Here is a 19,898-nt window from a genome sequence, read left to right on the forward strand (position 1 = left end):
AAGATGAAAATCGTTAATGCGGTACTCTTGATCCGGCCCCGTCGCGGTTCAGCCCGCCGGAGGCAGTTCCTGATACTCAAGCTGCAAACCCGGCCTCGGCCAGCGGCATTTGTAGATCGTGCCGGTGCTGGACGCGGTGATCCAGACGTCACGCATGTCCGCGCCCCCGAAACACAGATTGGTGGTAAAGGGATCTTCCAGAGGGACATGGCTGTAGCTGCCGTCGGGGGCAAAGACCGTGATACCACCGTTGAAGATCGTACCCACGCAGATGTTGCCGCCCGCCTCGACCGCCAGACTGTCGAGCCACTGGAACCCTGTCATGCTTTTGCAGCCCGGCAGCGTTTGCAGCGCGACGCCCGGCATTCCCGGCAAATTGGTCTCTTTGACCTTGCCGGGCGCCGTGACCTCGAGCGCCCAGAGCCGCCCGAAAATCGTGTCGGAGACATAGATCGTCTTGCCATCCGGTGACAGGCCGACACCGTTCGCGGTGGGGATCTGGGCCACGAAATTGATCGCGCTGCCGTCCGGTTGCGCATAGTAAAGCGCGCCCTTGTGGATCGCTTCCTTGTCCTCGAGCCCCGTGTCGGTGAAATAGAAGCCGCCGTGGCTGTCAAAGACGATGTCATCCGGTGCGATCAGCTTGTAGTCGTCGCCTTCGTCGTAGAGCGTTTCCACCTCCCGCGTGTCGAGATCGACGCGCTGGATCGATCCGATGGTGTAATTGGGCCTGTGCGGACTGGGGATTTTCACACCCGGCGCGATTTCGACAAAGGTATAGACGCCGCCATTGTTGCAAACATAGGCCGCGCCGTCCTTTCCGATGGCAACGCCGTTGGGCCCGCCTTCCAGCGGGACGATCGTCTCGACCTTGTTGTCGGTGGTCAGCCGCGACAGCGTCTGGCCTTCGATATCCACGAAGATCAGCGTGCCATCCGGCATCGCCACCGGACCCTCGCAAAATCCGGCCTTATCGGTAAGTGGGTGAAATTCTATCTCGGTGTGCATCTCGAAAAATCCTTCTGACCTGGAGCTAAAGGCGCGCGCACTCATAAAAATCACTTGTAAAGAATGCGATCAGCGTCGTGGATTTTAACCCTTTTGGCAATGATCTTTGTCGCTGGGGGGAACTCAGCCGCCTTGCGGGGGTTAGGTTCTCACCGGTCAACTACTTGCCCGGTGGCGCACGCATGTCCGGCTAACGGACGGCAAACGCTCAACGACATCAAAGGGCCCGCGCATCTGGCACGCGCTGCGCCTTCGGACAAATCGATCTTGGAGACTGCCGATGAACACCCCGAAAATCACGACCCGTATGGAAGCCACACAGGGCGCGTGCCCGTTCAGGGGCACCCGCGTTGGCGGTGCCGCAGGTTCGGAGCCACAGTTGGACCACTGGTGGCCGAACCGCCTGAAGGTCGAGATTTTGCACCAGAACCCCGTGCAGGCAAATCCGCTGGGCAGTGATTTCGATATGGCCGCCGCGGTGGCGGACATGGATGTCGATGCGCTCAAGGAGGATATCCGGTCCTTCCTGCACACGCCGGTTGCGTGGTGGCCTGCAGATTACGACAACTACGGTCCGCAGATGGTGCGGATGACGTGGCACTCTGCCGGCACCTACCGGATCGCCGACGGACGCGGCGGCGCCGGGCAGGGGATGCAGCGGTTCGCGCCGATCAACTCGTGGTGGGACAATGGCAACACGGACAAATCGCGGCGCCTGCTGCTGCCGATCAAGCAGAAATACGGTGCCGCCCTCAGCTGGGCCGATCTGATCGCGCTGGCGGGGACCGTCGCACTTGAGGATATGGGCCTGCCGCTTCAGGGGTTCGCCTTTGGCCGCGTCGATGCATGGGAAGCAGACCGTGCGACATACTGGGGGCCCGAAGGCTGGAACGGCAAGCGCGTGGGCGAAACGCCCGCCGGTCCGCAGGAAGGCCACCCCGACCAGATGGTCACCAGAACGCTGCGCTGGGAAGGTGCCGTGGACGAGGACCACTACGACCTCGAGAACCCGCTGGCGGCATCGCACCAGTCGCTGATCTATGTCGATCCCGAAGGCCCCAACGGCAACGGCAACGCGCTCGAATCCGCCCGTGACATCCGCGAAACATTCAGCCGCATGGCGATGAACGACGAGGAAACCGTCGCCCTGATCGCCGGTGGCCACGCATTTGGCAAAAGCCACGGCATGACCAGCCCTGACAAGATTGGCCCCGCCCCCGAGGGCGCGCCGATCCAGGCGATGGGAATGGGCTGGCAGAACCCCAACGGCACCGGATTTGGCCAGTACACGATGACCAACGGTATCGAAGGATCCTGGACGCCCGATCCGACGAAGTGGGACAACAGCTATCTCGAGAACCTGTTCAAGTTCGAATGGGAGCAGAAACGCTCGCCCGCAGGCGCCCTGCAATGGACGCCGAAAGACCCCAACGCGCCGAAAACACCCGATGCCCACGTCGAAGGCCAGATGAACGATCTGATGATGATGACGTCGGACATCGCCCTCATCGAGGATCCGGCCTACCGCGAGATTTGCGAAAAGTTCCTGAATGATTTCGATGCCTTCACCGAGGCATTCTCGAAAGCGTGGCACAAGCTGATCCACCGCGATATGGGGCCCAAGTCGCGCTACCTCGGTCCGGATATCGGCCCCGATTTCATCTGGCAGGATCCGCTGCCCGAGCTTGACCATGCACTGATCGACGAGGATGACATCTCCGCGCTGAAGGACAAGATCCTCGCGACAGGCCTGCCGGTGCGCGAGCTGGTGGCGACGGCCTGGGCTGCCGCCTCAACCTACCGCGACAGCGACAAGCGCGGTGGCGCCAACGGTGCGCGGCTTCGTCTGCATCCGCTCAAAGGCTGGGCCGTCAACGCGCCTGAGCAACTCTCGCGGGTGATTGCGAAGCTCGAGCAGGTGAAGGCGGATTTTGACAGCAGCGCGTTCGAGGGCAAGTCTGTCTCCATGGCCGATCTCATCGTACTCGGGGGCTGTGCCGCGGTCGAGAAAGCCGCACGCGACGGCGGTTATGATCTGAAGGTGCCGTTCGTTCCGGGCCGGACCGACGCCACGGACGAGATGACGGACCCCGAGCAGATGGATTACCTGCAACCGGTCGCGGACGGGTTCCGGAACTATCACAATCCCGATGTCCGCTTCGGCGTCCCGCTTGAGCATCTATTCCTGGACCGTGCGGCACTGCTGACGCTGACCGCGCCCGAATGGACGGCGCTTACCGGTGGTCTGCGGGTGCTCGACCAGAACTTCGACGGCTCGGACTACGGTGTGTTCACCGACCGCCCGGGCACGCTCAGCAACGATTTCTTCAAGGTGCTGGTGTCGATGGACTACGAATGGAAGCCCGTCGGCGAAGGCGAACAGACCTTCGATCTGGTGCACCGCGACAGTGGCGAGAAAGCCTTCAGCGCCACGCGCTGTGATCTGATCTTCGGCTCCAACAGCGAGTTGCGTCAGGTTGCCGAACTCTACAGCGGTGCGGATGGCGAGGCACGGCTGGTCAAGGATTTCGTGGCCGCGTGGCACAAGGTAATGATGCTCGACCGTTACGACGTCCCCGAAGCACGCAAGCCCGCTGTCAGCATTTGCTGAAACCAAGGCGGCGCAGGACATCCTGCGCCGCTTTATCCTTGCGGGTGGCTCTGTTCAGGGGCTGCTCCGCATCATCCGCTGGTGGGTCCGGTCAGAAATGGCTGCAAGGATCCGAAGCAGATCATACGCACCATCTGCAAATGCGAAGTGACCTGCGCGCGGTTCTATCCATTCAGCACAGGCATGAGGGAGAATGCGCCAAGCCCGGCATTTTCGACCCGCCTGTTCCGGTCGCCCCGAATAAGATTGCGCTGGCCGTCACGGGGATCGTGGCGGCCAGCGCAGGTGTTTCTGTCATGTAAAGTCCGTGACGCTTCCCTGTCAGCGGTCTCATCGGGGCATTTGCCCGGCTTTATCCGCTTTCAGGCAAGCTCTTTGCGAATGCTGTCCAGTACGGACTGGCGTTCCTTGCGGGCGGCCAAGGCCTGATCCATGTCGACCTTGATGAACTTCACGGGGGTGTTGGGTTGCAACTGCCCGATCAGGTCCATGTCGGCGGAGATGATCGCGCCAAGGGTGAAATACCCGCCGCCCGATACCGCGTCGCGGTGCAGCACGATGGGTTCTGTCCCGCCGGGCACCTGAATGGAGCCGTAGGAATAGCACCCGTCGACGATGTTCGACGGATCGGCACCGGCGCCGAAGGGTTGTTCGCGCTCGACGAATTCCAGCGGACGCCCGCCCTTGAACCGAACGCCCATGCGGTCGGCTTCGGCTGCAACGGTCCATTCATCCTCGAAGAAGCCTTCGCCCGCCGCATCTGTCAGCCGGTTCCAGTAGAGACCGGGCAGAACGCGCAGCTCCGCAGGGCTGGAGGGAAGGCGCCACAGGTTCTTCGGAATGCTTTGGCCCGGCTTGCCCACACCTTTGCCCACGGGGATCACATCGCCCTCGGCAATGGCGCGGCCTTCAATGCCGCCCAAAGCGCCGATCGGATAGGTCGATCGGCTGTCGAGGTCCGGTTCGGTCGCAATACCGCCCGACACGGCGATATAGGCCCGCGCGCCGGTCTTGAGGAACCCGAACGCCAGTGTCTGACCTGCCTTGACCTCGAAAGAGCTCCAGCTGTCGCGCGGCTCACCGTCGAGCGTCATCGGCAGATCGGCACCGGTAACGGCCACGACGGCGTCTTCGGTAAACTCGATCTCGGGGCCCATGAACACGGCTTCCAGCCCTGCGGCGTCTTCGGGGTTGCCGACCAGCAGGTTGGCCGCGCGCATGGACAGACGGTCCATCGCGCCGCCGATCGGGATGCCAAGGTGAAAATATCCGGGGCGTCCGAGATCCTGAATGGACGTGGACAGACCGGGTTTGTTGATCTTAAGCGCCATCGAGAGCCTCCATCAGTTTCTTGTTGGTGCCCGCCATATCGGCGTTGAAATCCTCGAGATCGAACTCGACCTCGGCAATGCGCGGCGTGTACTCGTCTTTCTCTACCGCCTCGACGATGCGGTCGTATTCCGCGCGGTCGATGGGTTTCCATTTCACGATGTCGCCGGGTTTGAAGAAGACCATGAAATCCTTGAGATAGCTGACCTTCTGTTCGGGATCGAAGATCGGCATCGGTGTGATGCCGAACATCTGGTACCCGCCCGCCCCGCGCACGGAGTAGACGCAGGAGAAACAGCCGCCATAGCCGACGGTATGTTTCGGTGTGTCCGTCCGTGGGCGCAGATATTTGGGCACCTGCAACTGCTTATCGCGCTCCACCAGTTGGTAGAGGAACGGCAGACCGGCCACGAAACCCACCATGGAAACGAACCACGGCTGTGAATGGTGCGCCTCGATGAAGGCTTCGACACTGTCGAACCCGTTGATCCGCGCGGCGTAGTCCAGATCGGTGCCGCTGGGGTCCTGGTGACGCTCACGGAACCGCATGACGCAGTCGTGTGTCCATGGATCCTGATAGTAGACCGGGATTTCGATGATCCGCGTGCTCAGACGTTTCTCGGCATTCTCGGCCTTGCTTTCCAACTCCTTGATCCGCGCGAGCATATCATCGGGATGTGTCACATCCGGGTCGAACTTGACCTGAAAGGATGCGTTGGCGGGGCAGATTTCGGTCACGCCGGGAATGTCGGCCTCGCGTACGGCATTGCTCATCGAGAGCGACTTGAAGAACGCGTCGAGCGACATCTCCTCGTCCATCTCGACGTAGACATGCTCGTCGCCCCCGTATGTGTAACGTGTCTTCACGATGCACCTCCTGTTGTCTGTTGGTTCGTCAGGTTGCCCGCTTCCAGCCATGGCTCCAGCCATTGGGTATGGAAATCACCGGCGCGCACGTCCGGATCGTCCGCCAGCGCCAGATGCAGCGGGATCGTCGTGTTCAGCCCCTTCAGTTCGACCTGCTCCAAAACCGATTTCAGCTTGTCGATCGCCTGCGCGCGGTCCGGCGCATGGACGATGATCTTGCCCAGCAGCGAGTCGTAGAAAGGCGGGATCTGGTATCCTTCGTAGAGGAAATGATCGAACCGGATGCCGTCACCCTCGGGGACGTGCATCGATTCCAGTTTGCCGGGAAAGGGCATGAACTGCATGGTCGGATCCTCGGCGTTGATCCGCACCTCGATGGCGTGACCGTTGCGCACGATCTGGTCCTGCGTCACGCTCAGGCTCTCGCCGCCGCACACGCGGATCATTTCCTGCACCAGATCAACGCCGGTAATCATCTCGCTGACGGGATGTTCGACCTGAATGCGGGTGTTCATCTCGATGAAGAAGAATTCGTTGGTCGCGGAATCGTAGAGATACTCCAGCGTGCCCGCGCCGCGATAATTCACGTCCTTTGCCAGCGCGACAGCCGACGCACAGAGCGCTGCGCGGGTTTGCTCGTCAAGACAATCGGCACCGGCTTCTTCCCAAACCTTCTGGCGGCGGCGTTGCAGGGAACACTCGCGTTCAAAGCAATGCACGGCGTTTGTCCCGTCGCCCAGAATCTGCACCTCGATATGGCGCGGGGACCGGACCGCCCGTTCAAGGTAGAGCCCGCCGTCGCCGAAGGCCGCTGCGGCTTCCTGCTGGGCTTGCGGCGCAAGTTTGCGCAGCTCGGCTTCCGTGTCGGCGACGCGGATACCGCGCCCGCCACCGCCTGCGGCGGCCTTGATCATGACGGGATAGCCGACCTCTTCGGCGATCTTTGCCGCCGCGTCCACGGTTTCGACCCGTCCGTCGGATCCGGGCACCACGGGAACGCCTGCCGCCTCTGCGGCGCGGCGGGCTTCGACCTTGTCGCCCATCCGTTCGATCGTCGCCGCGCTGGGCCCGATGAAGGTCACACCTGCGGCTTCGACCCGCCGTGCGAATTCGGGGCTTTCAGAAAGGAAGCCGTAGCCGGGGTGCACCGCATCTGCGTTGCTGCTCTTGATCGCGTCCATAACGGCGTCGATCTTGAGATAGCTGTCCTTGGATGCGGCGGGGCCGATGCAGACGCTCTCGTCCGCCTGTTTCACAGCCAGCATGTCGGCGTCGCCTTCGGAGTACCCCTGGATCGTGGTGATCCCGAGTTCCTTGGCGGCGCGGATGATGCGGACGGCAATCTCGCCACGGTTCGCGATGAAGAGGCGTGAAATGGCCATGTTCAGTCGTCCAGTGTCGCGAGGGTCGCGCCTGCTGTCACCGGGCTTTCGTTATCGGCGACGTAGCCGCCGAAGGTACCTGCGGCCTCGGCCTTGACCTCGATGAAGGTCTTCATCACTTCGACCAATCCGATCACGTCACCGACAGCGACTGCGTCGCCCTTGGACTTGAACGGATCCTCTTCGGGAGAGGGTTTGTGGTAGAAAGTACCGGGAAGCGGAGATTGTATGTCAGCCATGGGGTGGTGTCCTTTTTTCTTTAGGATTTCTGCGCCAGTACGGTGGCGGCCGAAGCGATGGTAATGCCTGCGTCGGTCAGACCCTTGCGGATCGCCTTTCCCATCTCGAGGGCGCCGGGCGTGTCGGAGTGAAAGCAGATGGATTCGAAACCGATGTCGATTTCGTCGCCTTCGACGGTTGTAACCTTGCCTGTGGTGCAGGCCTTCACGCATTTGTCGGCGATGGCCTGCGGGTCGGGGCGGCCGACCTGACGGGCGAAAACAATCGAACCGGAGTTGTCGTAGTCGCGGTCGGCATAGAATTCGCGCACGACCGGATAGCCGGATTGCTTGCCGATGCGGTAGGTTTCGGAGGACTCCATGCAAAACAGGATCGTGTCGCCGCAGGTCTTTTGCATCATGTCGATGATCTGGCGCGACAGCTCCTCGCTCTTGGCGGCTTCCATGTAAAGGGCGCCATGGGGTTTGACGTGCTGGAGGGACGCGCCATAGCGGCGGCCGAACTCACGGATCGCCCCGATCTGGTAGACGATGTCGTTCACCAGCTCTTCGGGCGTTGTGTTGATCGCGCGGCGGCCGAACCCCTGAATGTCGTTGAAGCCCGGATGCGCGCCCAGCCCGACCCCGTAGTCATGTGCAAGTTTGATGACGCGGTCCATCGTGTTCGGATCGCCCGCGTGAAATCCCGCCGCGATATTGGCAGAGCTGATAAGGGCCATGATATCTTCGTCCGGCGCTTCGCTCAGCACCCACTGGCCAAAGCCTTCGCCCATGTCACAGTTAAGGTCGACAATTTCCATCATGTGTTTTCGCCTTCTCTCGTCTATCCTGCTCAGAGTGACGCAACGGCGCAAATTGTAAAATATTGATTTCGGAATTGGCATTATCTGATTTTTAGATGCCTGATTTCCAACCATAACGGGAAAAATCCCTTGAAACACGCCAATCTGCCGCATTCTTGACCGGTTTGAGTATCAAAAAAACAGATACCACCCTTCAAGAAATCCGTTTAACCTGTGTCCATGAACTTCAGACACTTGAAATTCTTCGTCGCCACCGCCGAATCCGGTCAGGTCAGCCGTGCCGCGACCGAACTGTCGATCTCCCAATCCGCTGTGACCAGCGCGATCAAGGAGCTTGAGGCCGAGCTTGGGGCGGCGTTGTTCCTGCGGTCGTCGCAGGGGATGGAGATGACAGAGGCAGGGCGCGATTTCCTCGCGTCCGCGCGCGAGGTGCTGGAAAAGCTGGACCACGCGAAACGGGTCGCGCAAAAACAGTCGCCGGTGAAGGGGACGATCTCGATCGCGGCGACCTACACCGTGCTGGGGTATTTCCTGCCACCGCATCTGGACCGGCTGAAGCAGCTTTTCCCGAACTTGGGCATCCGCATGAGCGAGCTGAACCGCGAAAGCATCGAAGAGGGGTTGCTGTCGAACCGCTTCGATCTGGCCGTTGTGCTGACCTCCAACATCAACAACCCCGAGATCGAGACCCAGACGCTGATGAGCTCGTCGCGCAGGCTCTGGGCTGCGAACGGACACGAATTCATCCGGCGCGGGCGGGCCACCTTCGAGGAGATCGCGCAGCAGGAATACATCATGCTGACCGTGGACGAGGCAGCCCATACGACCATGCGCTACTGGGCGCGCAGCGGTTTTCAGCCGAACGTCACGCTGCGCACATCGTCGGTCGAGGCGGTCCGCTCGATGGTCGCGAACGGGCAGGGGGTCACGATCCTGTCGGATATGGTGTACCGCCCGTGGTCGCTGGAAGGGCGGCGCATCGGCACTGCCACGACCGAACTGGCGATCCCGTCGATGGATGTGGGCCTGGCGTGGCGCAAGGGATCGCAGATAGCCCGCCCTGTGCAATCCGTGATCGAATATTTTGAGCAGACCTACCTTGCACCCAAGCCGCAGTAGCCTCTGCTACCCCTGCGCGAAAGCGTGGCCCTTCGGTCAGCCTTCGCATGGGATTTCTGTTAACCTCGCCTCCAAAGGTTGACCCGTCACGGATGCTTTTCGCACTCTGTTCAGGAAAATCACGCCTTTGGCCTTCTCGAGGGCAATCGCGCACTGCCCCAACCTGCAAGACACGAGCCACCCGATGCCCAGAATTTACGACGGAATTGCCGACAGCCCATCCACCGAATACAAGCTGACCGTGGGGGAAACGATCGCCGTCCCGATCTCGCAGGCGGAACTGGATGCGCAGGAAAATTTCGGCTACCCCGAATATGATTTCTTTTCGTTCGAAACGGAGCCGCTGACGGAGTACACGATCCTTCTGACAGCGGCCAATCCGCTGGTCGAGGACGCGCTGAGCCAGCCGCGTCCGGGCTATTCCGATATCGACGGCGTGGATCCCTTCATTCGTCCCGAAGGCTCCTTTTTTGCCTTCCCGCTCGATGGAAACCCTTATGCAAGTCCGTGGTCCAATCCGGCCTTGCTGACGACGCTGGTCGATGGCGGGCTTTTCCGCGGTGCCGTCAAATTCGAAAACTGGGTTGCGGAGTACGATGGCCGGATCGACTTTTCCCTCCTCCCCGCGTCCGAACGGTTCTATTTCATCACGGTGCTGGAAGGGGATCGAACCGATTACATCCCGCCCATGGATGTGCCGCTGATCCCGATTGATCTGCCCGGCGACGACAAAATAGCAAGCCGGGTCAGTGACGAGACGCGCGCCGAGGGCTCGTTGGCGGACTACTTTGACGACGATGGCAACTATGTCGAAGCGGAGGCGCAGTTCAACGTCACGCTCAGGGCTGGCTTCAACTACGATGTCGTGATCGATTCTCCGACCGTTCCTGACCATGACTGGTACGAGAACCGTTTCGAGCTCTACGTGCTTTACGAAGGAAGCGAAGTCCCGATCTCGGTCAATTCCGACATCCGTCTCGTGGGGGACGAGCGCCATTATCGCGCCGTCTTCGACATGGAGGTCGACGAACTGCTCGACCGCGATCTTGCTCCGGGAGAGGAGATCGCGGCCACCATCGGCATTCGCACGCTTGCCCCCAGCAACGGCTATCTGGACCGCTACGGCAGCAATTTACCCCCTGTCGATTTCAACGTTCAGGTCTGGAGCCCGGACGACCATGGCGACAACACCCTGACACCCAGCACACTGGAATTCGGCGAAATCGTTGAAGGCAGCTGGCAGGAGTATCCGTTCGATTCCCGTGTGGCCCCCTTCGGTGAAGGCGACTGGTTTCTTGTTGAGGAAGGGCTGACCAAGGGAAAATTTTATCTCGGGACGGCACATTACAACGATGGTCACAGCGAAGTCGTATCCATGCGGCTCATGAACTCCATCGCGCCCCTGATGGTCGCCACGCCCGACTGGTTCATCTACGAGGCCTTCGCGACCGGACCTGCGTGGCTCGAGGTCACCTCTCCCTTCGGCAACACGGGCGACTGGCAGGTGCAGTTGCAGGAGTTCGATTTCGCCGATTCCCGCGGGCTGGGCAACGACAGCGTCAGCGGCACATCCGGTCGCGATGTCATTACCGGTGGCGGCGGGAACGATACGATCGCAGGCAGTGCAGGCGACGACCGGATCGAGGGCGGCACCGGCAACGACAGCCTCTTGGGTGGGTCGGGCAACGATATTCTGGACGGCGGTCTTGGGGCCGACAGCCTTTTCGGGGGCGCCGGTGCGGATACCCTTCTGGGGCTGAACGACGCAGATATGGCGACGGGCGGCGGCGATGCGGATACCTTCGCATTGGCATTTGGCGCTCAGGGCCGCGCGATCATCCGCGATTTCAACGCGGCCGAGGGCGACATTATCGATCTGTCCGCGCTGGGCCCGCTGGCCAAGGCCGGTCCGACCGCGCAGCAGCTTGGGCTGGCAAGCTTCGCGATCGACGGCGGCGTGATCTCGATCGACACGGACGGCGACGGCGAAACGGATGTCGAGGTTGCAACGACATCCACCAGCCTTTCCGCCGGTGATCTGAAATTCTCAAGCGCACTTGTTCCGGTCGAAATCACGCTGGATGAGCGGCCTTACCGGCCCCTCGAAGCCGGCGACCTTGATCGGACCAGTTTCCTTGAGGTCACGAACACCGGCGAGACCGTGGTGCGGCGCAACATCTGGCTTCAGGGAACCGACGACGACGACAGTCTTGCTATCGATCACGCCAGCACCGGAGCCGTCAATCTGTTGGACGGCGGTGCGGGCGATGACATCCTGACCGCCGGTGTCGATACGGTCCGGCGGGCTTTTTACGATCCGGTCCTCGAAGCGGGGGCAGGACTTCCGCGTTACGGCACCAACCATCTGCGCGGGGGGCCGGGGGCTGATATTTTCGTGCTGCGCCCCGATATGGACGATGTCGAGATCCTCGATTTCAACCCTGACGAAGGGGACCGCATCGCGCTCGACTTGAGCGCATGGCGGCAAAACGGCTTTTATGACGAAACCGATGCGACCGGGATGCTCTGGGATCAGGCGTCCTATCCGGGCTATCCCAGCCGCGGCTACAGTTCCGATGACTGGCTAGGCGAATTCTCGACTTTCGTGGGCCGTGACTATTTTCAGCCAACCGATAGCGACGTTGCGCAGTACGAATACAGCGACAGCGGTGATGCTGACAGAACCGCGTTCCGCCCGGTGGCGCTGAGCGAAACGGATGCGGCGGCGACGCCCGAAGATCAGAAATACCTGCGCGTGCCGCTGTTGTTTCGCGCACCGGAAGCCGATCTCTACAACCGCTCGCAGGTCTGGCTGACCTTCGACCAACCCGTGTCCGAAACCGGCGCCCGCAAATGGATCGAAGATGACGACTGGATGATCATAAACCGGTTCCCGCAAATCGGGACCGACGCGGACGAGCTGATCGTGGGGTCGGATCGGGGCGAGGTTTTGTATCCACGCGGCGGGAATGACACGATCTATGGCAATGGCGGCAACGACAGCCTCGACTTCGGCCCGCGCTCTGGCAACAACGTTTTCTACGGCGGAAGCGGCAGCGACCGGCTGGACGTGCGGCGCCTGGCACTCGGGTCGAATGATGTCTTTGACGGAGGTGACAGCACCGACGTTGTCGAAAACCTGATCTACAGCAAATTCACCACAGCCGAACGTGTAGATGGCGGCATTCTGCTGGGCATGCTGGGCGTCTCGTCGCCCGAAGCGCCGGGCGACCAGAGCTATTCCTTGCTGATGCGCAATGTCGAATACATCGAGACATGGACCTCTGCTGACAGCGAATCCTACCGTGGCCTCGACCCCGAGCGTCTGCCCGATCTGCTGCCCTCGCGGCCGTTTTCCATGACCGACGCCGGCGAGACGATCTATGGCTCGCGCGCCTCGGAAGAGATTTTGGCGCTGGGCGGGTCCGACTGGATCAACCCCGGTGGCGGCAACGATACGGTCCACGGAGGAGACGGCAACGACATGGTCTCTTTCAGCGACCTCGCCAAGAAAGGTGCGGCGCTGGAATACCGCCTGACGATCGATCTGGAGGCAAACTCCGCCCGTGGGCCGGAAGGCACCGACGTGATCGTACTGAACGATGTCGAACGGGTGACCGGAACGATCTTTGCCGACTACATCCGCGGCGATGCGGGGGCAAACCAGCTGCGCGGCCTTGGCGATTATGACTGGTTCATTGCCACCTCCGGTGGCGACACCATCGACGGCGGCACGGGGCAGGATATGATCAGCTTCGTCGAATGGGAAAGCGATGCGGATAACACCATCGCGGATGTCTTCGGCGATCCGTCGCTTTCTGGGGTGACGGCATCGGGGATCTACCTTGACCTGTCCGATCCATCCGCCAACACCAATCTGGCCAAGGGCCTGTCCTTGGCCAGCGTCGAGCGGATCACGGGGTCGGGGCGTCAGGATGTGTTCTTTGGCGACGATGGCCAGAACGATTTCCGGGGGCTGGGCGATTACGACTGGTTCGTGTCCTCCGATGGCGGGCGCGAGCGGTACTTCGGCGGCGACGGCGACGATACGGTCACCTATTTCAACGCCCCCGGTGCTGTGACCGCCAGCCTGCGCAACGGCGCGCGGATCGCCGGAGAGGAAACGGGCTATGGCAGCCAGGGCTGGGCGGCGCGCGACCTCTATTTCGAGATCGAGAACCTTGTCGGGTCACGCTTTGACGACACGCTGACCGGATCGAATGCGCGCAACCAGCTGAACGGGCTGGCGGGCGACGATATTCTGTTCGGCTATGGCGGGGTCGACTACATCAAGGGCGGCGCCGGCAACGACACGATCAACGGCGGGGACGGATCGGACTACGCGATCTTTGACGGCAATATTGCCGACACCACGCTTGCGCGCGTAGGCAGCAAGACGGTCTTTGCCACGGGCGCGGGCGGTGTCGATAGCCTGCGCGACATCGAATATTTCGTCTTCGAGGACGGTCAGGTCTCGATCTGGGAGCTCGACATCATCTGATCTTGGCGTCAGGCGGGCGGGCCAAACGCCTCTGCCGCGTTCAGTAGTTCTTTGGCCTTTGCGAGGTCCTGGGCCAGCAGCGCGCGCATCGCTGCGGGATCTGCTGCGCGCAGGACAGCCGACGGGTGCAGGGTGACTAGAACGGGCAGCCCGTCGCGGCCCCGTTCGACCCTGCCGCGCCGTTGCATCAGCTTTGCGCCGTCTCCGGTCAACGCCTCGGCGGCGGTGGCACCCATGGCCACGACCAGCACGGGCGACACCTGCGCGATCTCGCGTGTCAGCCAGAAACGGCAGGCTTCGATCTCGGATCGGTTGGGGCTTTGGTGGATGCGCCTTTTGCCGCGCGGCGTGAACTTGAAATGCTTGACCGCATTGGTGACATAGGCCGCGCGGCGATCCAGACCGATCCCCTCCAGAACCGCATCGAAAAGCTGCCCTGCCGGTCCGACAAAGGGGCGCCCTGCCAGATCCTCACGGTCGCCGGGCTGTTCGCCAACGATCATCAGTGCCGCGTCCGCAGGCCCTTCGCCCGGCACCGCCTGCGTGGCCGAGGCCGCCAGCGGGCACCGGGTGCAGGCGTGCAGGGCCGCGTCCGCCTCGCGTTCCGGCAGACGGTCCAGAATGCGGCCCGCGCGGGCCGGCGCCAGCGTGGGGGCCTGCGCGCGCATCTCGGCCACGCGGGCTTCCGCCCCCGCGATCAGGTCGGGTATCAGCGACGCTTCGGGCAGGTTCTTCCAGTATTTCTTGGGCATCTCCGATTGCATCGCCTTTATCTTGAGGCGCGCGGGATTGAAGATATGCGCGTAGTAGGTTTTCCACAGCTCTTCGGTCTCGTCCGACAGGTCCAACCGGTCCGAGGCGACCGTCTCGAACGTCATATCGCCAGCCTGAAACCGCATGGTGATTTCGGGCGTCACGATGACCCAGTCCATGTCCCCGAAACGCCGCGTGAAGAATCCCGCGATCAGCTCTTCGATCCGGTGATCGGGTTCGAACCAGCTGAGAAATTGCCGGCGGTTGCTGCCCGCCGGGGTGACTTCGCGAAAGCGCACGAAGGCTTTCATCTTGTGCATGTCGCGGCGGATATTCTTGACCAACTCTTCGGCGCGCTGCACGTCTGCATCCGCGCGGTTGGTCAACAGGCGCGGCGTATCGCGACAGCGCAGCAGCAACCGGTAGAGCAGATCATGGGCCCCCGCAGAGCGGCTTGCGCAGAGCAGTCTGGCGAGCGGAACAAAGTCCTTGGGTACCGTCATCGCGCGCGGCGCGGGAAGCGGCCGACCCTCCCGCGCGAAGAGGCCCGCCTCCGCGTCCTCCATCCCCCAATCCACCTGTTCGGGCGGGATGTCGTTACTGGCCAAGGCGCGGGCCGCCGCGCGCCATGCGTCGAACGTGCCCAGCCGGGGCAGCCGCGGCGCGTAGATCACAAAAGGCTCAACTGTTCGGGCGGGGGCGCGAAACGCGCCCGCAGGTTTGCCGCGTCCGTCAGGCTGCCGGGCGACCAGTCGCGGGTCACGATGAAAGGCTTGGCTTTCTGGACCAATGCGCCGATCCGCTTCAGATCCCCGAAACCCAAGGATCCGTTGCGCCGCGCCGCAAGGATCCGCCCGACCGATTTCGTCCCGAAGCCGGGCACGCGCAGCAGCATGTCCCTGCCCGCGCGGTTCACATCAACCGGGAATGCGTGGCGGTTTGCCAATGCCCAGCTCAGCTTGGGATCGATCTCCAGATCCAGCATGCCGCCGTTCGAGGCCGAAGCGATTTCATCCGCCCCGTACCCGTAGAACCGCAGCAGCCAGTCGGCCTGATACAGGCGGTGTTCGCGCTGCAAGGGCGGCTTGATCAACGGCAGCGCGGCGGTGCTGTCGGGGATCGGGGAGAAGGCCGAATAATACACCCGCTTGAGCTTGTAAGAGCTGTAAAGCCGCGTTGAACTTTGCAGGATCGTCGCGTCATCGGCCCCGTCCGCGCCGACGATCACCTGCGTGGATTGACCCGCAGGGGCAAATTTCGGCGCGCGGCGTCCGGTATGGCTACGCTCTTTCGCGGCCTGCTTGCGCAATTCGACCTTGCCCATGGCGCGGCGGATCTCGTCGGGGTTCTTTTCCGGCGCATAGGTCTTGATGCCGCTGTCGGTCGGCAGCTCGATGTTCATCGACAGCCGGTCCGCCAGCAGTCCCGCTTCCTCGATCAGCTGGGGGGAGGCATCGGGGATCGTCTTGAGGTGGATATAGCCACGGAAGTTGTGCACCTGCCTCAGTTCGCGCGCGATGCGCACCATATCGGCCATCGTATCGTCCGGCGATTTGATGATCCCCGAGGACAGGAACAGCCCCTCGATATAATTGCGCCTGTAGAATTCGGTGGTCAGATGCACGACTTCTTCGACCGTGAACCGCGCCCGCGCCACGTTCGAGCTGACCCGGTTGATGCAATAGGCACAGTCGTAGATGCAGAAATTCGTCATCAGGATCTTGAGCAGGCTGATGCAGCGCCCGTCGGGCGCGTAGGCGTGGCAAATGCCGGATCCTTCCGTACTGCCAAGGCCCTTTCCATCCGCCGAGCTGCGCTTGCTGGTGCCCGAAGAGGCGCAGGACGCGTCGTATTTCGCCGCATCGCTCAGCAAGGCGAGCTTTTCTTTGAGGGTGAGTCTGGACATGATGTTCTTATAATGTTCCGCTCTTTTTCCCGCAAGCGCGAAGCGGCTGCGACAAATTTTCACTTTTTGCGGAACCTGCCGCCCACGGGTGACGTTTGTCGGCATGATACGCAAATTCCTGTTGCCGCTTCTGTGCGGTTCCCTTGTCGCTGGCGCCGCCGGCGCCGAGGTCGTGGGCGAAGTCGATGTGGACTGGCTGGGCAATGACCTGATCATCGAAGCGCTCGAAGATCCGGAAGTCGAAGGGGTCACCTGCCACATCACCTATTTCGAGCGCGGCCTGATCGACCGTTTGCAGAAGGGGAACTGGTTCGAGGACCCGTCGAATTCGTCGATCTCCTGCCGGCAGACAGGGCCCATCACCATCGGCGATATCGACCGCAGCCCGGATGGCGAAGACGTGTTCCGCGAACGGCGTTCGATCATTTTCAAGACATTGCGCGTCAAACGCATCTTTGACGAGAAGCACCAGACACTGATCTACATCAGCCACGCGCGCGATGTTCAGAACGGATCGGCGAAGATGTCGATGTCGACGGTGCCGCTTTACCAGTCCGGCGCAACGCAGGATTGATACGCCGCATCGGCAGAGGTCCGCATGGGGCTGAAGCCTCTGTTGCCTTGCCGCTGCGATCCGATAGCATGTCCGCAAAACACCTCTCAAAAAACGGGCAGAGATATGCGGATCACACGAAGACACTTTGGTGCGGGCCTTGCGGCGCTCGGACTTTCGGCATGTGGCGGTGGGCTGACCGCCCCCGGACAGACCGGCGCGGACAGCGGTGGGCTGCCTGCGGACCTGCGCCCGGTGCCCAATGCGGCCTATGACGCGTGGGTCGCGAATTTTCGCGGCCGTGCCGCATCCAGCGGTATCTCGCAGTCAACCCTGAGCGCGGCATTCCGCGGAACCGGATACCTGCCCGGATGCGTCAAGCGCGACCGCAACCAGACCGAATTCAAGCGCAGCCTTGAGGATTACCTTGCCATCGCTGCCTCGGACGAGCGGATCAGCAAGGGGCGCGCCGCATTTGCCCGCCACAACGGGACGCTTCGCACGCTCGAATCCCGCTACGGCGTTCAGGCCGAGATCATCTGCGCGATCTGGGGTCTCGAAAGCTTCTTTGGCGAACGGCGCGGCGATGTGCCGGTGATTTCCGCGACATCGACGCTGGCCTTCGATGGGCGCCGCGGCGCATTCTTCGAAAAGCAGCTGATTGCGGCACTCAAGATCCTGCAGAACGGGGATATCACACCCTCCCGCATGACCGGATCTTGGGCGGGTGCCATGGGCCATACGCAGTTCATCCCCACCTCGTACCAGGCTTTTGCAGTCGATTTCACCGGTGACGGGCGCCGCGATATCTGGTCCGAAGATCCGACCGATGCCTTGGCCTCTACGGCGGCCTATCTGGAAAAGAACGGGTGGAGCCGTGGTGTGCGCTGGGGCGGAGAGGATCCGAGCGGGACGTTGCAGCCCCAGCCCGGCGGTCCGCGCTTTGCGGTCACCCGCAACTTCGGTGTCATCAAACGTTATAATAACTCGGATGCCTATGCGATCGGCGTGGGCCATCTGGCCGACCGGATCGGCGGGGCAGGGCCCTTGCGCGCCAGTTTCCCGCCCGATGCCAACGGGCTGACGAAAGACGATCGGATCGCATTGCAGCAACGGCTGACCGCGCGCGGCTTCGACACCGGCGGTGCCGACGGGGTGATCGGGCCCAACAGCATAGAGGCGATTCGGGCCTACCAGTCCAGCCGCGGCCTGCCGCCGACGGGCACGCCCTCGCCCGAGCTTCTGCGCAGCCTCGGCTGAGACACGAACAGTGACGCGCCGCCCGGACCAAATCCGGGCGGCGCGTGTCGCGCAGGGCTTTAGTCTTCCGCGCGGCTTTCCGCGATTGTCGGATAGAAGAGATTGCGGAAAATCACCCGCAACGGTCCGCGATTGGCCGGTGACTGGATCATCAGCAGCGCGATCAGCTCTTCTTCGGGATCGGTGATATAGGCCGTTCCGGCAGCACCCCCCCAGTTGAATTCTCCGTCCGTGCCGTAGGACGGGGCGTTTCCGTCCTCCATCCGCACGGCATACCCGAGGCCGAATCCGTAGCCGGGGCCGGGCAGGTAGTATTTACCCGGTTTGATATTGCCGGTGTGATCCGAGGTCATCAGCTGCACCGACTTGGGCGACAGCAGGCGCGTGCCGTTCAACTCGCCCCCGTTGAGCATCATCTGCGCGAACTTGGAATAGTCGTGTACCGTCGACATCAGGCCGCCACCGCCGGACTGGTTGGGCTTGCGTACCCGCGGATCGAAAACCCCGCGATCACCGATTTTCGCCTGATCCTCGAAGGGCTCCGCGATGCGCGCATGATCGGCTTCGTCGTCGACGTAGAATGCAGTGTCGGTCATGCCGAGCGGCTCGAAAATGCGCGCGGTCATGAATTTTTCGAGGGTCTGGCCCGAAACGGCCTCGACCACCGCGCCGAGGACATCGGTCGATCGGGAGTATTCCCATGTCGTGCCCGGATCATGCTCCAGCGGCAGAGTGGCAAGCAGGTTCGCCTGTTCGATACCGGTATTGTCCTGCGAGCTTACGCCGGCGGCGTTATAGGCTTCGCGCGCGGGGCCAGCACCGAAAAACCCATAGGTCAGCCCCGAGGTATGGCGCATCAGGTCCAGCACCGTCATCGTGCCGTTTGCGGGCCGGGTCACCGGATTGCCTTCGGCATCCTTTTCGCCCGTTGCAACTGTCAGGTCCTTGTAGGCGGGCAGATAGGTGGCCACGGGCGCGCTCAGGATCAGGCGGCCTTCCTCGACCAGCATCATCGCGGCGACCGTGGTGATCGGCTTTGTCATCGAATAGATGCGGAAAATCGTGTCCTCTGTCATCGGCTCGCCATCGGGCGTGCGATTGCCCATGGTCGACAGATGCGCGATCTGCCCGTCACGGATCAGCATGATGATCGCACCGGGTGTCATTCCCTTGTCGACCAGCGCGCCAAAGGTCTTGTCCATCACCGCCAGTTGCTCCGTGTCGAAACCCAGTGCCGCGGCATCGCCGCGCGGCAGGTTTTCGGCGGAGACTCCCATGGCGCTGATGGCCAATGCCGCTGCTCCGGCAAGAAGGCCGGTTCTTATATGTTTCATATTTTCCTCCCTAAGTGCCACCCGTATGAGTGGTATCGACAGGCTAGGCCAATGCAACGGGAAGGTGCAACGATTCATGCACAAGTAAACTTTCAGTGGCCGATCGCGCCACGCGGCAAGACAGCCTGAGGGCAACAGCCTCACGGTTTGGCTTGGGGCAACACTTGTGCGGGGGATGGTGCAGCTCGATAGAGATTGTTTGAACACTCTCTTCGATACCTTGCTCATCTGGG

At 61.9% G+C, this 19,898-nt stretch carries 14 protein-coding genes; 5 read left to right on the forward strand and 9 right to left on the reverse strand.

Annotated elements, in window-relative coordinates:
- Nucleotides 1-48 precede the first annotated feature (48 nt).
- Nucleotides 49-1,008, reverse strand: a complete 960-nt coding sequence (locus ABMC89_RS13310; RefSeq protein WP_349568690.1) for an SMP-30/gluconolactonase/LRE family protein — start codon at nt 1,006-1,008, stop codon at nt 49-51.
- A 280-nt stretch (nt 1,009-1,288) separates the two neighbouring features.
- Here ABMC89_RS13310 and katG point away from each other — a divergent pair, with 280 nt between their 5' ends.
- Nucleotides 1,289-3,619, forward strand: coding sequence for a catalase/peroxidase HPI (gene katG / locus ABMC89_RS13315; RefSeq protein ID WP_349568692.1), 2,331 nt, complete (start codon nt 1,289-1,291; stop codon nt 3,617-3,619).
- A gap of 362 nt (nt 3,620-3,981) precedes the next feature.
- Here katG and ABMC89_RS13320 read toward each other — a convergent pair whose 3' ends face one another.
- The 5 genes from ABMC89_RS13320 to ABMC89_RS13340 are packed head-to-tail and all read right to left on the reverse strand — an operon-like array spanning nt 3,982 to nt 8,239.
- Nucleotides 3,982-4,950, reverse strand: coding sequence for a 5-oxoprolinase subunit C family protein (locus ABMC89_RS13320; protein WP_349568694.1), 969 nt, complete (start codon nt 4,948-4,950; stop codon nt 3,982-3,984).
- Nucleotides 4,940-5,815: a 5-oxoprolinase subunit B family protein gene (locus tag ABMC89_RS13325; RefSeq protein WP_349568696.1), complete on the reverse strand. Its 876-nt coding sequence runs from the start codon at nt 5,813-5,815 to the stop codon at nt 4,940-4,942. Before ABMC89_RS13325 ends, ABMC89_RS13320 begins: the two co-directional genes overlap by 11 nt.
- Nucleotides 5,812-7,197, reverse strand: coding sequence for an acetyl-CoA carboxylase biotin carboxylase subunit (locus ABMC89_RS13330; RefSeq protein ID WP_349568698.1), 1,386 nt, complete (start codon nt 7,195-7,197; stop codon nt 5,812-5,814). The genes ABMC89_RS13325 and ABMC89_RS13330 overlap by 4 nt, the downstream gene beginning before the upstream one ends.
- Nucleotides 7,198-7,199: 2 nt before the next feature.
- Nucleotides 7,200-7,436, reverse strand: a complete 237-nt coding sequence (locus ABMC89_RS13335) for an acetyl-CoA carboxylase (protein WP_349568700.1) — start codon at nt 7,434-7,436, stop codon at nt 7,200-7,202.
- Nucleotides 7,437-7,456: 20 nt separating this feature from the next.
- Complete coding sequence (locus ABMC89_RS13340) at nt 7,457-8,239, reverse strand: 5-oxoprolinase subunit PxpA (protein WP_349568702.1); 783 nt, start codon at nt 8,237-8,239, stop codon at nt 7,457-7,459.
- 219 nt (nt 8,240-8,458) lie between these two features.
- Here ABMC89_RS13340 and ABMC89_RS13345 point away from each other — a divergent pair, with 219 nt between their 5' ends.
- Entirely contained in the window at nt 8,459-9,358 is a 900-nt protein-coding gene (locus tag ABMC89_RS13345) for a LysR family transcriptional regulator (RefSeq protein WP_349568704.1), read from the forward strand.
- Nucleotides 9,359-9,542: 184 nt separating this feature from the next.
- Complete coding sequence (locus tag ABMC89_RS13350) at nt 9,543-13,859, forward strand: calcium-binding protein (RefSeq protein ID WP_349568706.1); 4,317 nt, start codon at nt 9,543-9,545, stop codon at nt 13,857-13,859.
- Between the two features lie 8 nt (nt 13,860-13,867).
- On the opposite strand, the gene ABMC89_RS13355 is transcribed toward ABMC89_RS13350, so the two are convergent.
- Nucleotides 13,868-15,286, reverse strand: coding sequence for a UdgX family uracil-DNA binding protein (locus tag ABMC89_RS13355; protein WP_349568708.1), 1,419 nt, complete (start codon nt 15,284-15,286; stop codon nt 13,868-13,870).
- Nucleotides 15,283-16,518 (reverse strand): putative DNA modification/repair radical SAM protein, encoded by a 1,236-nt coding sequence (locus tag ABMC89_RS13360; protein ID WP_349568710.1) that lies wholly within the window; start codon nt 16,516-16,518, stop codon nt 15,283-15,285. Before ABMC89_RS13360 ends, ABMC89_RS13355 begins: the two co-directional genes overlap by 4 nt.
- A gap of 103 nt (nt 16,519-16,621) precedes the next feature.
- On the opposite strand from ABMC89_RS13360, the gene ABMC89_RS13365 reads away from it, so the two are divergent.
- Together ABMC89_RS13365 and ABMC89_RS13370 are read left to right on the forward strand one after the other, a co-directional pair.
- Nucleotides 16,622-17,092 (forward strand): CreA family protein, encoded by a 471-nt coding sequence (locus ABMC89_RS13365; protein ID WP_349568712.1) that lies wholly within the window; start codon nt 16,622-16,624, stop codon nt 17,090-17,092.
- Between the two features lie 105 nt (nt 17,093-17,197).
- Nucleotides 17,198-18,331, forward strand: coding sequence for a lytic murein transglycosylase (locus ABMC89_RS13370; protein ID WP_349568714.1), 1,134 nt, complete (start codon nt 17,198-17,200; stop codon nt 18,329-18,331).
- Between the two features lie 59 nt (nt 18,332-18,390).
- Here ABMC89_RS13370 and ABMC89_RS13375 read toward each other — a convergent pair whose 3' ends face one another.
- On the reverse strand, nt 18,391-19,665 hold the full coding sequence (locus ABMC89_RS13375; protein ID WP_349568716.1) for a serine hydrolase domain-containing protein: 1,275 nt from the start codon (nt 19,663-19,665) through the stop codon (nt 18,391-18,393).
- Nucleotides 19,666-19,898 lie beyond the last annotated feature (233 nt).

Origin of the sequence: Sulfitobacter sp. HNIBRBA3233 (assembly GCF_040149665.1) — a bacterium.
Taxonomy (GTDB): domain Bacteria; phylum Pseudomonadota; class Alphaproteobacteria; order Rhodobacterales; family Rhodobacteraceae; genus Sulfitobacter; species Sulfitobacter marinivivus.

What these genes read in the sequence shown, in the direction of transcription:
- ABMC89_RS13335 (WP_349568700.1), bottom strand. Translation starts at nt 7,436, where the DNA reads ATGGCTGACATACAATCTCCGCTTCCCGGTACTTTCTACCACAAACCC.
- ABMC89_RS13370 (WP_349568714.1), top strand. Translation starts at nt 17,198, where the DNA reads ATGCGGATCACACGAAGACACTTTGGTGCGGGCCTTGCGGCGCTCGGA.
- ABMC89_RS13350 (WP_349568706.1), top strand. Translation starts at nt 9,543, where the DNA reads ATGCCCAGAATTTACGACGGAATTGCCGACAGCCCATCCACCGAATAC.
- ABMC89_RS13345 (WP_349568704.1), top strand. Translation starts at nt 8,459, where the DNA reads ATGAACTTCAGACACTTGAAATTCTTCGTCGCCACCGCCGAATCCGGT.
- ABMC89_RS13310 (WP_349568690.1), bottom strand. Translation starts at nt 1,008, where the DNA reads ATGCACACCGAGATAGAATTTCACCCACTTACCGATAAGGCCGGATTT.
- ABMC89_RS13375 (WP_349568716.1), bottom strand. Translation starts at nt 19,665, where the DNA reads ATGAAACATATAAGAACCGGCCTTCTTGCCGGAGCAGCGGCATTGGCC.
- ABMC89_RS13360 (WP_349568710.1), bottom strand. Translation starts at nt 16,518, where the DNA reads ATGTCCAGACTCACCCTCAAAGAAAAGCTCGCCTTGCTGAGCGATGCG.
- katG (WP_349568692.1), top strand. Translation starts at nt 1,289, where the DNA reads ATGAACACCCCGAAAATCACGACCCGTATGGAAGCCACACAGGGCGCG.
- ABMC89_RS13330 (WP_349568698.1), bottom strand. Translation starts at nt 7,197, where the DNA reads ATGGCCATTTCACGCCTCTTCATCGCGAACCGTGGCGAGATTGCCGTC.
- ABMC89_RS13365 (WP_349568712.1), top strand. Translation starts at nt 16,622, where the DNA reads ATGATACGCAAATTCCTGTTGCCGCTTCTGTGCGGTTCCCTTGTCGCT.
- ABMC89_RS13320 (WP_349568694.1), bottom strand. Translation starts at nt 4,950, where the DNA reads ATGGCGCTTAAGATCAACAAACCCGGTCTGTCCACGTCCATTCAGGAT.
- ABMC89_RS13340 (WP_349568702.1), bottom strand. Translation starts at nt 8,239, where the DNA reads ATGATGGAAATTGTCGACCTTAACTGTGACATGGGCGAAGGCTTTGGC.